The following is a 16,241-nucleotide window of genomic DNA, read 5'->3' as shown; positions in this document are numbered from 1 at the left end:
AATGGCGACTTAGCCGTATGTGGACAATTTGAGATATGGGACGATCCCTCTGTGGATCGCTTAAGGACGGCTAAAAAAGCCGCGGACGGACGATTCACCTTCGACGAGACCCTCGTACTTTTACGGGGTCGAGTGGGCGTGTGATGAACGCAATGACTTCAACCTGAAGCTCGCACAAGGATCAAACTAGCTCGACTCCACGTCGCTGTCGCTCAACGACAACAAGGGTTCCATCAGGCCTTGAACTGGCGCTTTCCCCACGTTCTCACCGGCGTCTCAAAATATGTGTGGGAGATCCAAGCGACAGCAATGGTAAGTGCTGAGAGGACAAAGAACGCCCTCGGTCCAGGATCAAGCCCACCGATCGGATACAGCAGCGCCCAAATAAACAAATGATATAGATAGACTCCGTAACTGATTCCTCCAAGCTGGACCAGTAGTCGCCCCTCCAGGATCTTCAGCACACCATGCCAACCGGCCAGCACCACGGCTGCGAAGGCAAAAGTGCTACCGAATGTGGTCGCATCGTTGCTGTCAAAGAGACCCCAGACGACGAACGGAGCCCCAACCAGACCAACCATATACACGGGCCCGGCCTGCGCCCTATAAACGGCGAGCAGCGAGCCGGCGGCGAGCGCGTCCATCGACGTATAGGGTAACGTTCCCATTACGTCTTCAGTAGCGAAAAATCGGTAAAGCGGCCCGATTGCGAAGACGCCGCCGAGAACATATGGCAGAAGCCGACGCGGCGTCAGCAACACTACAAGTGGCCAAACAAGGTAGAATTGCCATTCGACATCTAAGCTCCACAGGTGGTCGGCGGCCCACGCTTCTCCCATTCGTTGTCGCAGGTAGATTCGGATGTTCGTTAGGCCTGCGAAATGCCACTTCCAGGTCGCTCGCATTTCGGGAAGGTTCATGACAACCGCAATGGCAAGCGCTAGGTAAAAGGCAGGGAGCAGACGACAGGCGCGCCGGCCGTAGAAAGTCAGGATATTGGGCCGTTCCAATAGCAGCTTGGTGATGAGGAATCCGCTGAGTACGAAAAAGAGCCGCACTCCCAACTTGCCAGCCTCACTCCATGGCACCCAGAAATGGCTGAACAATACGGCAAGCACCGCAAGCGCCCGCAGGGACTCGAGCTGTGGCCGATAGTCCATCGCTTCTGAAAACTTTCTGTCGAAAGCAAACAAATTCAGCAGGCAATCTCACCTAGTCCCGATCATCCCCGCCCCTCAAACCGCTCGGATCGTGGGCAACTCAATACGGCCAAGTGGGACTGTCGAGGGATGGTCGAAAGGCAAGGATTCACGTGCGGTTGCCTTGCCTTCCAACGTTCGACGGCCAACCGGCTGGCTCGATTAGCGCTCGCCGACCCATGAGCGCCTTGAAAAGCGGACTATCAGAATCTCTAAGGAGGTCCGACGGAGATCCTTCAGCGCTCACCCTTCCAGCATCGACACAGATCACGTGGTCCGCGTCAACGACTGTTTCGAGCCGATGAGTGATCAGGAGTATAGTTCGATCCGAGAATCTGGCATCAATCGCTCGCCTCACGCTTTCCTCTAGATCTCTATCCAGCGCGCTCAGCGCTTCATCAAGGATCAGGAATTGCGGATTCCGAAGCACAGCTCGCGCGAGCCCAATGCGCTGGCGCTGTCCGCCGGAAAATCTCAGGCCCTGCTGCCCGACCCAGGTATCGTACTTCTCCGGCAAACTCTCGATGAAGTCCGAGATGCTTGCCACGGCAAGCGCCTCGAGGATCTGCGCGTGCGACGCAGACTCATTCGCCATGCGAACATTGTCAATAACCGTCCCCTCAATGAGGTCGATGTCTTGCCCGGCCACCGACAAAATGCTCAGCCAGTCCCTTCGACGCAACTCTTCTAAAGGAGAGCCGTCGATGAGAATTGCGCCTGCATCCGCTGAATAGAGACGGAGAAGCAGGTTGACGATCGTTGTTTTGCCGGAGCCGCTGGCACCGATAAGTGCCGTGGTCTTGCCGGCAGGGATCCGAAAACTGACACGATCCAGAGCCATCGCGCCATCCGGTCGGTAGCGAAAGCTAACCTCCTCAAAGGAGATCTCGTGCGAGAACGACCCGACCCCAATATGCCCCAAGCGCGGCGGTTCATCGTCATCCGCGGTCAACATGCTGTAGATGGACCGCAATTGAGGTTCAATCTGCGCCAGATACAACAAGTTGCCTTCCAGCTCCCGTATATGCGGCTGCAATCTATAGAGCAACGCAACAGCTGTAAGAGTGGTCGCAAAACCAATGCTCAGCGCGTTTGCAAGGGCGATAATAAGACAAAGCACCAGCAGGTATCCCGTCTCTGTGAGTGGCGACACCAATGCAGCGAATTTCGCGAGTCCAAGGCTGGCTCGGTGGGCTTCGCTCGATGCACTTTCAAACCGTCTCTGGTGAATCCGCTCCTGGCCGTAAGCCCGTATAGTGCGCATCGCCTGCAGCGTCATGAGCATACGTTCACCGAGCTGCTGATGGATTCGCCTCACCTCCGCACCGAGCACACGTACCGGACCTGCCAAGCTGCGCAATCCAGTCGAGACAACCAAGGATGCCAGAACCGCCGCAATCGTAATGCTTACTGAAAGACCAAGCAGGAAAGAGGTAAACAGTGCAATCGAGCATATGCTGACAACGATCTTTGTGAAACTGGCGTAGGCGCCAGAGATCAGCCAGGTCTCCGTCCCAAGCACCTCCATCAATTGAGCTTCGTCGTGCTTCTGAAAGAAACGGTATGACGTTGAGAGATATCGACGATGTACAGCATTCCGTGCAAACTCGTTTATCTTTTCTCCGACTTGAGCGCTGATCAGAGAGTGAAGGAAAGCAAGGGAGGCCCGAATAACGATGAGACAGAATATGACGGCAGCGGTCAACCTCGGGCTGCTCAGCCAATGGGCGGCATGCCCCAATGTTTGCCCCAACAGGCCACCGGTCGACGTGGCAAGCTCGACTTGTCCCATCGCCAGATAGAAGAATAGCAGCACAAGTGTAATGCCAACCGTCTCAGCCAGGGAAGATACGAGCCCGAGTGCAACTAGCATTGCTGTCACCCAACGAGGGAGACTCGCCAGCCGCAGCAACCGAAGCAGTAGCGCAACCGTCGCACGTCGAGCTGCAAATGTTTTCACGTCGTTGTTGAGCTCTGCCATCAGCCTGGATTACCGATGGTAAACTGCAAATTCAACTGTCGAGCTTTACCGCTCCAGAACTCCCGCAACTTTCGTAGCACGAGGGCAAGAGCGTCGCGGGGCAAGTCACAGCAAAGAACTTTGAGCGCAAGCTTTCCGTTTTTTCGGGCGAGCAACTGCAGCGCCTCGGAAAAGTGCGCCACATTCCCACACGTCACCGCGCGAAGCAGCACCCAACTTCCGTAATTTCGAATCCCCTTATTCAACAGGTCCGAACGGCTCGGATGCCTTGTCAGCATTTCGTCCGCAACAAGCATCCAGGAGCGCAACATGCGGGGCAGATTGCTTGACATATTGTTGGGCAGGTATCGGTAACCAATGAGATACTCCGGAACGACAGCGAAGTGGTACATTTCGGCCACGCGACAATAAAACAGAAAATCCTCGCATCCCTGTGCACCGGCGGCACGAAGCCCGCTCTCAAATCCATTCGCGGCGAGCAGAGCATTCCGGCGCACCAAAGCTGCACTTCCGTTTCCGATAAAGTTCCCCATGAAGATGTCGGGAAGCACATCCCCTGTGCATCGAGCTGGCGCGCCGTTCATGATGACTGCGCTCTTGTCGTCAATCAGTACGTACCAACTGTAGACGAGGCCAACATCTTCTCCCCCGGAGATCAGTGCATTGAGCTGTCGCTCAATCTTCCTCGGAGCCCAAAGATCGTCAGCGTCGACGAATGCAACGAAATCCGAGCGTGCCTCACGCCATCCTCGGTTCCGGGCGGCCGCCACGCCTTGATTGTCCTGCTTAACAATTCTTATCCGAGGATCCTGCGCTGCATGGCTCTCGGTTACGACGACCGTCTTGTCGACAGATCCGTCGTCAACGACGATGATCTCCAGATTGTTGTGCGATTGAGACCTAACGCTCCGCAGCGTCTCGTCAATCGTCGCTTCAGCGTTGTACGCCGGTACGACAACACTCACGAGGTATTCCGCCCTCGTCATTGGAAGCCTTTCATCCAAGCGCCAAACTCCTCCGCCGTGAGGTCGCCCCTCACCTCTAATCGCGGCAAATCCAGCAGATCATCGGAGAGGCTTGCAACCTGGTTCGAGGTATTGAAAATCGTCTTGTAACCGCACTCGGCCGCCAACACTCTCAAGCGATCATCCATCAAACCAAACGGAGGTGCGAGAGAGGTCACTGGTCGCGATAGCCATCTTTCCAACTGCAGGCGAGAGCGAAGCAACTCATCCGCCAATTCACGAGTCGAGAGTCCATCATTTCTTGGATGCGTTGCAAGATGACTTCCGAACCCGACACCTTCGGCCGCGAGCTCGACTATATCGACTTCGCTTAGCAAAGACGCGCCTGGCCCGAACTCGCGATCCCAATCTGCAGTCCTTCCGACCTTCTCGGTCACGACAAACACCTCGGCTGTGAAATCGCTCGCGCGCAACACCGGCCACGCGCGCTCAGCGAAATCCCGATAGCCGTCGTCGAAGGTAATGAGGACCGGGCGTCCCACAAACGGGTGCTTGTTATTCACGAACCACGCCAACTGCTCGGAAGTTATCGCGTGATACCCATTGCGCCGAAGCCATAGGATCTGCTCCCGAAACACATCCGGACGAACGCGGAAACGCGAAAGCTCCGTCGGACCATCGTCGGAAATCCGATGATACATTAGGATCGGAAGGCGTTGTCGCGTCTCTGTCTGGAGAACGACCGATCTGCGCGCCGCGGCGCCGTCCCACAATATGAATCGGGCAACTTCTGGCTCTATGGCAGCCGTTATCTCCGCTGTGGCTATATGTGCAGCGGGCGCGGACTCAGGGGCGCTAAGTCGCTTGTACCTGTCAACTCGATAGAGTTCTGTTTGAATTGATGCGTCTAGCGTCAGCTCCGCAACTGCTCCAGCAACGCTCGCGATTTTTTCCGCGCCGAATGGGTTCTCCCAATCGAACCCAGTTCGTGTCATATTGTCCTTAAGCACGAAGGCGTGAGCCGTTATGAGGTAGCCGCCTGGGCACAGACTCTTTGCAAGCTTTTCAATGACTGACTTGAGCTCGCTCTCGTCAGCCAAGTAATAGAGCACCTCTGAGCAAACAATCAGATCCATATCGGAGGGCAGGCTCTCGCTGGAAAGATCAAGCCTGATAAAATCAATATTGGAATGACGAACGCACCGGCTATGCGCTCTCGCAAGAGCCTTGCTGGAGATATCCGACGCAATGAGGTGCTTCACTCTGGGGGCCAGAAGGTCGGTAAAGTGTCCCTCTGCGCACGCCAGCTCAAGCGCTTTCTCCGGAAGCGGGTTCGGCAACAACTCCAGCTGTTTTCGATATTTCTCTTCCTCATACTCTGAATGGTAGTTCCAGGGGTCTTCCTCTTCAAACAGCTGCTCCCAGAAGCGCTCGCGCGGAACATCCCGACCAGTTTCTTTTCCTCGTTGAGGGCGGTCAACCACTAAAGGGACATCCGTCTTCGGCAAAGGACCGATCTCGCCCGCAATCTTCCCGAATAACTCACCAAGCTGTCGAACGTGGCTCCTGGCGTCAGCTTCGAGAGACAATCGACGCCACACGCGCTCATACAGTCCAAGCTTCAACCGGGCAGCCTTGCTGGCGTCGTGCTGTATAGAGCGAGAGCGCAAGTAGCCAGTAATCAGCCTCGTCCAGTACTCCGCCCCGACGGCCCCGAGTACGCCAACATCCAATAACCGAACGATGTGCCGACCGTCGCAAAGATAGATATATAGCCGATCGATCGATCCATTTGGCTCGACTCGAGGCAGCCAGCGAAGGTCAACTCTGACCCCGAGGGTCAGCGACAACCCGCGCGGCGATTCGAGATTGTCATAGTCCAAGATCTTGCGTTCGAAATCATACTGGATCTTGCGCGTCCATACGGGATTGCAGCACGCCACTCCCATCGCCTCGATCAAGTCTGTTATGGCAGCTCCATATCGATTCCAATGGCAAGCCAGCTTGGCGGGAACGAGCCGGGTCCCCACCATTACCGAGTCAAGCAGGATATTGACTACCGCATCGCTCGAAGCGCCCGATTGCGGCCATGCGCCAAGCATCTTCTCAACAGCGCGGCTCCCGCCGCCACGACCACAATCAAATCCAGCACACCACAAGGCGAAATACGCATAGGCTACACGTGAATCATTCGATGAAAACGGATCGCGCGCCCCCGAGCTCGAATATCCACGCTCGATTACGGTACGAGCATCCGCAAGCATTTGATCAATGTCCTGCGTCAGCGAACTATCACTTGCCCAATAGTAACTCAGCTTCTTGTCGACATGAATCCACCTTCCACCTGCATGGGCTATTCTTTGCCACAAGTCCCAGTCCTCGCAGGTTTGCAGGCCCGTATTGAACCCTTGCACGCCCAGGACAGCACGCTTTCTGACCAACACACTATGAATAACGGTTGCGCACGTTCGGTTGAATTCGGCAATCGGATCCTCTTGGATCCTGGCATCGCCGCGGACAGGGGATTCGCTTCCATCCGGAAACACGCGACAATAATTGCAATAGACCGCCACCGCGTCCGTATTCGCATCGAGCGCAGCATTCAGAGTTGCGAGAAAGCTTCTCTCGATCCAATCGTCACTGTCCAGAAACAGGATCCTTTCGCCGCGGGAATTGGATACACCTACATTGCGGGCGGCAGAAGCACTCCTGACGTTTACCTTTGAAGCAACAAAGCGAGGATCCTTCGCAGCGAATTCAGCGATAATGACAGGCGTTCGGTCGGTCGAACAATCGTCAATAAGCAACGCTTCCCAGTTCCCGTCGCTCTGTGCAATCAGGCTTTCAAGCGCTCTGCCCAACGTCAATTCCGCGTTGTGCGCGGGAATGATTATCGAAACGAGTCGATTGGAAGTCATTTACGACGTCGCCGCTCATTGTAAAAGCGAAGGCCAGCCAAATATCCGAGCAATTCCTCCTTGAGAAACCGATTGCCGGGTTTGTTTGGCCGGAGAAGCTTGCTAAGCAAGCGAGCGGCATACCACCGGGGCGTGTAGTAGTAGGCCTGTAAACGGTTCGTTCTGTTCCCAGTGTATTCGTACTGCACCATGAGAGCAGCGGAATGACCACGCATATAATGGTAGATTTGACTCGCCAGACCTTCGATCGTCCTTCTATGGAAATGAAATGCAATTGATGCCGGGGCATACCGACAGGTGTAGCCATTCGCCAGCAGTCGATACCAATACTCTGAATCTCCGGAGCAACCTGCTTGGCCTACGTCTAGCCTCTCATCGAACAGACCCACGCTGTCAAAGATATCCCTTCGGAAGGCCATGCTCGCCCCCGCTCCGACATCCCAGGACGGAAAAACCCGACGTCTATAGGTAACAAAGAGCTGACGATCAAAATCCTTGTTTTGATACCCTTTGATGAAGCTCCAGTAAGTCTCAAAATGACGCTGGGCTTCAGTGGCCAACTCTGCAGGCAAGACCAGTCCCGTAACCGCGGCGACCTCAGGCGTATCAAAGGCGCCAACCAATTGCTCGAGCCAACGCGGATGGTGAATTACGTCATCGTCGGTGTACGCAACGATCTCGCTTGTCGCGCGCTTGGCTCCTGTGTTTCTCGCGATGTCAAGCCCCGGCCGATCCTCCCTGATGTAGATCACCCCTGCTGCCAGAGCGACGTCTCGAGTTCGCTGATCTCTGGATGCATTGTCCACCACGATGACTTCTCGGGGAGGACAGCTCTGCATTGGTAGAGTTGACAGGCAAGTCTGAAGTTCTGCAGGCCGGTCACGTGTGCAGACTACGACGCTCGCCGAGAGAGCACGCACGTGCTTTTTTTGGGCTTCAGCTTCGATGGCGGAGAGGAAGCCGAAGTCTATATGATCGATATTCGAATTGGTCCGTTCACCATTGTACACTATGACGTGACCAATTGGTCGATCGCCATACCAGAAGACGGTCATCCCCTCTTCAGGCTTCGACCCGGCAATATCGGCTGGCGATCTCACGGCGACGTGCTTGACACCTGGTCCTAGCGGTAGGCCTTCAACGGCGTCAGAGTATTCCATCTTGACACCTCGTCAGCAGGGAGAACGGCGATCCCGCCATCTGAGCGCGGTCTCAACGATGAAATCGATTTGCGAGCGTTGCGGCCGCCAACCAAGCTCCCGCGCGGCCTTGGCGTAGGACGCTACGAGCATTGGCGGATCTCCCGCCCGCCGGCCACCAAGTCGAACGACAGGATCGTGTCCTGCCGCGCGCCTCACCGCCTCGATTAGTTCTAACACACTCGTTCCAACCCCAGCCCCCAGATTGAAGACATGAGTCCCCGCCCGGGAAAGAAGCATCTCACCGGCGAGCAGGTGCGCATGCGCCAGATCGACGACATGAACGTAGTCCCTAATTGCACTGCCGTCGGGCGTCGGAAAATCTGTTCCGAACACCGTAAAGGGCCGGTGCGGGTTGCGCGCGGCTTCGATCACCAGCGGAATGGCATGTGTCTCGGGCTCGTGGTGTTCGCCGATCTCGCCGTCCGGGTCGCCTCCCGCAGCATTGAAGTATCGCAAGGAGACTGATGCAAGACCATAGGCTTTGCCATAGTCCTCAAGCATGCGCTCGATAATCATCTTGGACCAGCCGTAAGGATTGATCGGCCTCTGCGGATGCGTCTCGTCGATTGGCGACCGGTCCGGAATTCCGTAACTTGCGCACGTGCTGGAAAACAGCAGACGCAGACATCCCGTTGCGCGCATTGCATCGAGCAAAGCCAGCGTACCGGCGGTATTGTTGGCGTAGTACATTGCAGGATCGGCCACAGATTCACCCACATAGGCGAGAGCCGCAAAGTGGGCAACGAGATCCGGCTTGTAGATCTCCAGCGCGCCGCGTACCCGCGCTTCATCCCGGATGTCGCATTCGATCAGCGGCCCCCACCGTACGGCCTCTCGCCATCCACGTGAAAGGTTGTCGAGAGTGATTACCGTCCATCCGGCATTGGCAAACACCTTGCAGCAATGCGACCCGACATAACCGGCACCGCCCGTAACGAGAACGGTTCTTCTCATGCGGCACCATCGCGTTGTGCACGCAGCAAGTTGTCGAAATACGTGATCGTCTTGCCAAGACCGTCGCGCAGCTGGACCGATGGCGACCAGCCAAGCGTATCGCGCGCTCGGCCGATGTCGGGCTGTCGCTGTCTTGGATCGTCGGCTGGAAGTGACTTGAACTCGATCGAGGACTTCGACGCAGTGAGTTCGATGACAGTCTCGGCAAGTCCCATCATCGTAAACTCAACAGGATTTCCGAGATTGATCGGTCCGGTCATCTCGTCGCCCGTGCCCATTAGCCGCACGAGACCATCGATCAGATCGTCGACGTAACAGAAAGAACGGGTCTGCTTGCCGTCGCCGTAAATCGTAATCGGCCGGCCGGTGAGAGCCTGCACGATGAAGTTTGACACGACCCGCCCGTCATTGAGTTGCATCCGCGGACCATAAGTGTTGAAGATGCGCGCGACCTTGATCGAGAGATTGTGCTGCCGCCTGTAATCGAAAAATAGCGTCTCGGCGCAACGCTTGCCTTCGTCATAGCAGGAGCGCGGACCTATTGGATTTACCCTGCCCCAATAGACCTCGTTCTGCGGGTGCACCTCGGGATCACCGTAGACTTCCGAGGTTGAGGCCTGCAGGATTTTCGCTTTAACGCGCTTCGCTAAACCCAGCATGTTGATTGACCCATGCACACTGGTCTTCGTCGTCTGTACGGGATCGTATTGATAGTGAACCGGGCTGGCCGGGCAGGCTAAGTTATAGATCTCGTCTACTTCGACATACAGGGGAAACGTGATGTCATGTCTCATGAGCTCAAAATGAGGACATTTCAGCAGGCCGCTCACGTTCTCTTTGGAGCCAGTGTAGAAGTTGTCGACACAAAGAACTTCGTGTTTAGCGCTAACTAACTTTTCGCACAGGTGCGACCCCAGGAATCCCGCACCACCGGTTACCAATACACGCTTCTTTTGACTCGGCACGGAACAACCCTTTGTAATTATTCGTGATTTACTCTAATGTCGTACAATCGTCGCTATTTAAACGGCTTCCCGATAAAGTCTTATTGGGTTGCTTTCAATAGTACAGTTCAATTGCGATTAAGCATTAAACCAGTATGGCGTGTTCTCAAAGCGTGCTGACCAACAAGCTTGTGTCGATCGTCGTGCCAGCCTTCAATGCTGCGGACACGATCCATGAGACCGTAGTCAGCGCGCTGAATCAAACCTACGCGAATATAGAAATTATCATAGTGGATGACGGCTCATCGGATTCGACGAGGGCGGTTGCGGCCGCTCTTATGCGTTTTGATTCGAGAGTCCGGTATATCTACAAACAGAACGGCGGAGTGGCGTCCGCGCGCAATCGCGGCATTGCGGATGCACAGGGAGACTTTATAGCCACGCTTGATGCCGATGATCTCTGGTACCCCACAAAGCTTGAACGGCAAATCGAGCGATTTGAGGCAAGCGGTCCGGAAACCGCGCTCGTGTACGCGTGGTGCTGTTGGATCGATGATGACGGCAACGTTACCGGTTCTGCTCCGCCAATACGTCAGGAAGGCAGTATCTTTGCGGAAATGTGTCTGGGCAACGTCGTCATCAGCGGAAGCAATGCGCTGATAAAGCGAGAGGCATTGGCTGGCGCGGGTGGCTTCGACGAGTCGCTGCGCTCCCGCGGAGGCCAAGGGTGCGAAGACTGGAAGCTATATCTCCAGATTGCAGAGCGATACGAGATAGCTGTGGTACCGGAATATTTGATCGGTTACCGCATCTCCGCTGGCTCAATGTCAGATGATTTTCGACAGATGATGAGGTCGCGTCGGATGGTAGAGATGGAGTTTAGCCAAACGCATCCGGAGCTTGCGGGCCAGTTTGCGCGTGGCGAGGCGATACTTGCCTGCTCTCTAGCCCTGCGAGCAATCGAACAAGGACACTTTGGTGATGCACTAGAGCTAATCACAAAGCTGTCGCGCAGCAGCCTTCAGACGGGCACGGCGTCCCTGGTTTGGCTATTTGCCGGCATCACCCGACGTGCGTTAAGGTGGGTTCAAACGGGTGCTCTAACTCCATCTAGCAAATTCCTTCCGGCACCTCGGCATGCTAACCACCAAAAACAATTCAGCCGATCTAACAACTAGAGGGCATCTCGCACATCGGGGTAGACCGATGGCTGCTGCCTCACAATCATTTGCTATCACTTCGTAATGTTTTTTCGGACGCGAGCTCATCGGTTGGATAGACGCGAGCTCGGCGAGCTTCGCCCAAGACCTCGCCCTTCGAGGATTTTACCACCGCAGTCCATTGATACACGCCCGTCCTGCAAGGAGCGAATGTTCGAATGCTCCCAGACGGCAGAATGCCGTCTGCCGGCATAGCGATTTCCTGGCCGCCCATTTCCCTGGTCCCTTGCGACAGCGTAAGCAGAAGCAATTTGGCATCTGGAGGCACGTTTTTGAAGCGGATCTCAGGATTCGGAAAAAGTGTGATGCAGCCCCTCGCGCCCTCCCAAGAAAAATCAAGGGTCATGGGTTCGGCTAACGCGTCACCGTACGCGTAGATCCATGCTGCGAATGCACCAAGCAAGACTCTGAAAAGCATGATGGCCTCTAAAGAGGAATCCCGGTCAGAGATGCTGGCCAGTATCCCGTTTCAGGTGAGGAATTGGGCGACGTTGATCGCGAACAAGTGACGGTAGTCGCGGGCAAGACAAAAGAGCAAGGATCAAATGCACTGAAACAACTCACGAAATGGTTTTGCCACCCTGGGATCGATCGCTCCGCTGGGGGGTCGGAACCAATAAAGTACGTGGGGATGCAAAATTTCTGCCGCTATTAACGGTTAAGCGAGTCTCCCGTAGACAATCAAAGGGTGACGGGCCATGTACCTCCAATTGGCAAACAACGAATTCGCATGTCCGGTAGGTGTCCATTGAAGATTCTAGTCCATGACTATGCCGGCCACCCCTTCCAGGTCGATCTGAGCCGCGAGCTTGCCTCGCGAGGACACCAGGTTACTCACGCTTATTTCCACGGCGATCATGGCCCCAAGGGGCGTCTTCATCGTTCCCCCTCTGACCCCGTCGGCCTGTCCTTCAAGGGAGTGAGCCTGCCGCGTCCATACGACAAGGCTTCCTTCGTTAAACGGCGATTTGACGACGTCGCCTACGGCAAGGCCGTTGCAGAACTTATTCTGTCGCTCCGGCCTGACCTCGTCATCTCGGGAAATACGCCCACCGAAGCTCAATCGACGATTGTGAAGACATCCCGCAAAAGCGGCGCATCCTTCGTGTTCTGGGTTCAGGATTTCTACAGCATCGCCGCGTCAAAGTTGCTGCGAAAAAAGATGGGCGCCGTCGGCGCCGCGATCGGCGGGTATTATTCGTTTCTCGAGCGCGGGCAGTTTGCCAATTCGGACGCCATCGTGGTGATCACCGACTCCTTCGCCGACATTGCAAAGAAATGGGGCAGCGCCAAAGACAACGTCTTCACCATCGAGAACTGGGGCGCGCTGAACGAGATTTCCCCCCTCCCAAAGGACAATGACTGGGCACAACGTCACGGGCTCGCCGGCACATTCAACTTCCTCTATTCAGGTACGCTCGCTCTGAAACATAATCCGCAGTTGCTGGTCGAACTTGCCAAGCAGGTAAAGGGGCGGGCAAATGTTGTTGTCGTCAGCCAAGGCGTGGGCGTCTCCGAGCTCGAGCGGGCAAAGAACGAGCAATCGATCGATAATCTGATCCTATTGCCGCTGCAACCGTTCGCTGATCTGCCCAAAGTTCTTGCAACGTCCGACGTGACGGTTGCCACGATCGAACCGGATGCCGGCATGTTTTCTGTTCCCTCCAAGGTGCAGTCATATTTCTGCGCTCAACGCCCGGTATTGCTGGCGGCACCAGCTGAAAATCTTGCTTCCCAAGTGGTCCGCAAGAACGGAGCGGGCCTTGTCGTCGATCCGACGGACAAGGGAGGTTTCTTGCGTTCCGCAATTCAATTGATGAAGGACGATGCCTTGCGCACCTCAGCGGCCGAAAGTGGTCGGAATTTTGCGTTGAACAATTACGACATAAAGCGGGTGACCGATCGTTTTGAGACCGTGTTTCAATATGCTATCGACGCGAGAGATGCGAGAAAGGGAACTTCATGACTAAGACTGCCCTGGTGTGCGGTGCCGGTGGGTTTATCGGCGGACACCTTGTGAAACGGCTAAAGCGGGAAGGTTTTTGGGTCCGCGGCGTCGACCTGAAATTTCCGCCCTTTGCCGAAACCGAAGCCGATGATTTCGCCGTTGGCGATCTCCGCGATCAATATTTCTGTCGCCAAATTGCAGATCGGCGCTTCGACGAGGTGTATCAGCTCGCCGCGGATATGGGCGGTGCCGGCTATATTTTCACCGGCGAGCATGACGCCGACGTGATGCATAATTCGGCGACTATCAATCTGAACATGCTGGATGCATGCCAGAAGCGGAACGTAGGCGGGATGTTTTACTCTTCTTCCGCTTGCATGTATCCCGAACACAACCAGATGGACCCACACAATCCGAACTGCGCCGAGGATTCCGCCTATCCGGCGAACCCCGACAGCGAATATGGCTGGGAGAAGCTGTTCTCGGAGCGTCTCTACCTTGCGTATAATCGCAACCACGGCATGCGCAATCGGGTCGCGCGCTATCACAACATCTTCGGGCCGGAAGGCACTTGGGACGGCGGCAAGGAGAAGGCCCCAGCCGCGGTGTGCCGCAAGGTTGCCCAGGCTACCAATGGTGGTGAGGTCGAGATCTGGGGCGACGGCACCCAGACGCGCTCCTTCCTCTTCATCGAAGAATGCCTCGAAGGCACGATCCGCCTGACTCGGTCCGACTTCGAGGGCCCTGTTAACGTTGGCTCGGAAGAGATGGTCACGATAAATCAGCTCGTCGACATCGTCGCCGATATCGCCGGAAAACGAATTCACAAGAAGCATATCCCCGGACCGCTCGGCGTGCGCGGCCGCAACTCGGACAACCGGCTGATCGGACAGAAGCTCGGCTGGAAGCCGTCCGCAACGCTGCGTTCGGGCCTAGAGAAGACCTATGACTGGATCGAGCGACAAGTCCATAGGAATAACAAGCGGGCCGCGGCTTAGTGCCGCCACGACGGAGCAAGACTGGTGGATCGTGCACTGATCTATGATGTGGGGGTCAATGACGGCGCAGATTCTGCGTACTACCTTTCGCTCGGCTATCGGGTTCTCGGAATAGAAGCCAACCCAGCCCTTGTCGATCGGTTGAAAGATCGGTTCGCAAAGGAAATCCGCGAGCACCAATACATCTTGCTAAATGCCGGAATCGCAGCGACCGAGGGACAGCTGGACTTTTGGGTGTCGGACATTTCAGAGTGGTCTTCATTCAACAAAGAAATAGCCTCACGCAACGACACGCCTCATCGATCTGTGACCATTCCCGCTCAAAGATTCGCGAGCGTCATTAGGGAATTTGGAGTTCCGCACTATTGCAAAATTGATATTGAGGGTAATGATAGGCTATGTCTTACTGACCTTACGCCAGAAACAACTCCTTCGTTCGTGTCGATTGAGATGTCTCATCCAGACGCCGACACTGATTTAGAGCTTCTGCGGCAGTTGGGCTACACAAAGTACAAGATCATCAGTCAAGTCACGCGAGCGCAACCAATACCGCTCTCGATGTCGGTGGGCTATCGTCTGCCAACTTTCTTTAATCGGGCCTTGCGATATGCGACTAAGAAAACTTTCGGCGTCGAGACCAAGAATGGATGGAAATTTCAGCTCGGATCATCAGGCCCATTCGGTGACGACACGCCTGGGCCATGGCATCCTTTTGATCGTGTGAAACGCACTTGGGAAGCTTTGAGAGACATCGACGCGCGGTTCGCGACACGAGGGTTAGCCGAGTGGTTTGATATTCACGCTGCGCGATAGCCTCCAATTGTGTTCGGAGCCACGTTCTGACTTTTCACTCCAAACATTGTCACGTTAACATGATGGCGCAGGAAGCGCGGTTGGCAAGATAGGACCGTCGTGTTGGACAACGATTCACATCGGGAAATTGACTTGTCAATCGTAATCTGCACGCGCAATCGCGGCAGCCGGCTATCGGGCACGCTCGACGCATTGCGCGCCTTGCACACGGAGCGCAGCTACGAGATCATTTGGGTCGACAACGCGTCTACTGATGATACTGCGCGCGTGCTGAAAGATGAACTTGCCGGCGATCCGGCTTCCAAGCTGATTTACTGCGAGTGCATCGGACTGGGAGCTGCTCGCAATGAGGGCTTCAAAGCTTCACGCGGCAAGATCGTGGCCTTCACCGACGACGACTGCTACCCCTCTCCCGACTACGTCGATGCCTGGATAGCAGCGTTCTCAGAGCATCCAGATGTCGGAGCCATGGGGGGGCGCATCCTCCTCTATAACCGGCAGCATGCGAGAGTTACCATCGAAGAGGGACTAGTCCCCCGGGCGTTTCCGCGACGCACCTTCGTGCGAGCCGGGATGTTGCAAGGCGCCAATCTTGCCTTTCGGCGGGAGGCCCTTGAAAAGATAGGCGGCATAGATCCCGAATTGGGTGCGGGAACGCGCTTTCCGTGTGAAGATATTGACGCAGTTACGGCGGTCTTATGGGCGGGCTTCGATGGTCGCTTTGATCCGCGCCCGCTCGTACAACATGACCATGGACGGCTGGAAGCCGACGTGCCCACATTGCTCGATTCCTATGACCGCGGGCGGGGCGGCTTCTATGCCAAATACATCCTTCGCCGGGATACACGTGCCACGGTTGCCTGGCGGTGGCTGAGAACCGCCTGGAATAGACGTGGATGGCGAGGACTGCGCACCTTACGGCTGGAGATGACTTACGCCGCAAAATATGCGCGATCAAAAGGCCGTTACGAACTGCTGTTGCTGGGCGCACCTGTCTGCCTCATGGTGCTGGCATTCCAGGGTGTTGCGTCGCTGGTAACTGCCGTCGGCCAGCCGCTGCGAATACGCCGGGCCAGCAGCTAATCACCCCGAGCACGCG

Annotated in this window: 13 protein-coding genes; 5 read left to right on the top strand and 8 right to left on the bottom strand. The window is 55.7% G+C overall.

Going from position 1 to position 16,241, the window contains the following annotated elements:
* Positions 1-233: 233 nt before the first annotated feature.
* From ACVW16_RS26505 to ACVW16_RS26475, 7 genes are all read right to left on the bottom strand, one after another.
* On the bottom strand, positions 234-1,193 hold the full coding sequence (locus tag ACVW16_RS26505) for an acyltransferase family protein (RefSeq protein WP_456802509.1): 960 nt from the start codon (positions 1,191-1,193) through the stop codon (positions 234-236).
* Between the two features lie 115 nt (positions 1,194-1,308).
* On the bottom strand, positions 1,309-3,180 hold the full coding sequence (locus ACVW16_RS26500) for an ABC transporter ATP-binding protein (RefSeq protein WP_456802508.1): 1,872 nt from the start codon (positions 3,178-3,180) through the stop codon (positions 1,309-1,311).
* Positions 3,180-4,184 carry a glycosyltransferase family 2 protein gene (locus ACVW16_RS26495; protein WP_456802507.1) on the bottom strand — a complete coding sequence of 335 codons (1,005 nt, stop codon included), beginning with the start codon at positions 4,182-4,184 and terminating at the stop codon, positions 3,180-3,182. The genes ACVW16_RS26500 and ACVW16_RS26495 overlap by 1 nt, the downstream gene beginning before the upstream one ends.
* Positions 4,163-7,063, bottom strand: a complete 2,901-nt coding sequence (locus ACVW16_RS26490; RefSeq protein ID WP_456802506.1) for a glycosyltransferase — start codon at positions 7,061-7,063, stop codon at positions 4,163-4,165. The genes ACVW16_RS26495 and ACVW16_RS26490 overlap by 22 nt, the downstream gene beginning before the upstream one ends.
* Positions 7,060-8,223, bottom strand: a complete 1,164-nt coding sequence (locus ACVW16_RS26485) for a glycosyltransferase family 2 protein (protein ID WP_456802505.1) — start codon at positions 8,221-8,223, stop codon at positions 7,060-7,062. Before ACVW16_RS26485 ends, ACVW16_RS26490 begins: the two co-directional genes overlap by 4 nt.
* 12 nt (positions 8,224-8,235) lie before the next feature.
* Positions 8,236-9,219, bottom strand: a complete 984-nt coding sequence (gene galE / locus ACVW16_RS26480; RefSeq protein WP_456802504.1) for a UDP-glucose 4-epimerase GalE — start codon at positions 9,217-9,219, stop codon at positions 8,236-8,238.
* The gene (locus ACVW16_RS26475; protein WP_456802503.1) at positions 9,216-10,184 is read right to left on the bottom strand and encodes a UDP-glucuronic acid decarboxylase family protein; all 969 of its coding nucleotides are present in this window, start codon (positions 10,182-10,184) and stop codon (positions 9,216-9,218) included. The genes galE and ACVW16_RS26475 overlap by 4 nt, the downstream gene beginning before the upstream one ends.
* A gap of 152 nt (positions 10,185-10,336) precedes the next feature.
* On the opposite strand from ACVW16_RS26475, the gene ACVW16_RS26470 reads away from it, so the two are divergent.
* The gene (locus tag ACVW16_RS26470; RefSeq protein ID WP_456802502.1) at positions 10,337-11,341 is read left to right on the top strand and encodes a glycosyltransferase family 2 protein; all 1,005 of its coding nucleotides are present in this window, start codon (positions 10,337-10,339) and stop codon (positions 11,339-11,341) included.
* A 46-nt stretch (positions 11,342-11,387) separates the two neighbouring features.
* On the opposite strand, the gene ACVW16_RS26465 is transcribed toward ACVW16_RS26470, so the two are convergent.
* Positions 11,388-11,801: a hypothetical protein gene (locus tag ACVW16_RS26465; RefSeq protein ID WP_456802501.1), complete on the bottom strand. Its 414-nt coding sequence runs from the start codon at positions 11,799-11,801 to the stop codon at positions 11,388-11,390.
* Positions 11,802-12,131: 330 nt separating this feature from the next.
* Here ACVW16_RS26465 and ACVW16_RS26460 point away from each other — a divergent pair, with 330 nt between their 5' ends.
* From ACVW16_RS26460 to ACVW16_RS26445, 4 genes are all read left to right on the top strand, one after another.
* The gene (locus ACVW16_RS26460; RefSeq protein WP_456802500.1) at positions 12,132-13,349 is read left to right on the top strand and encodes a glycosyltransferase family 4 protein; all 1,218 of its coding nucleotides are present in this window, start codon (positions 12,132-12,134) and stop codon (positions 13,347-13,349) included.
* Entirely contained in the window at positions 13,346-14,329 is a 984-nt protein-coding gene (locus tag ACVW16_RS26455) for an NAD-dependent epimerase/dehydratase family protein (RefSeq protein ID WP_456802499.1), read from the top strand. The genes ACVW16_RS26460 and ACVW16_RS26455 overlap by 4 nt, the downstream gene beginning before the upstream one ends.
* A 24-nt stretch (positions 14,330-14,353) precedes the next feature.
* Positions 14,354-15,142, top strand: a complete 789-nt coding sequence (locus tag ACVW16_RS26450; protein WP_456802498.1) for an FkbM family methyltransferase — start codon at positions 14,354-14,356, stop codon at positions 15,140-15,142.
* 102 nt (positions 15,143-15,244) lie between these two features.
* The gene (locus tag ACVW16_RS26445; protein ID WP_456802497.1) at positions 15,245-16,225 is read left to right on the top strand and encodes a glycosyltransferase family 2 protein; all 981 of its coding nucleotides are present in this window, start codon (positions 15,245-15,247) and stop codon (positions 16,223-16,225) included.
* The last annotated feature ends 16 nt before the right edge of the window (positions 16,226-16,241 follow it).

The organism is Bradyrhizobium sp. USDA 4474, assembly GCF_054057515.1.
This window is presented reverse-complemented; position numbering and strand designations above follow the sequence as displayed.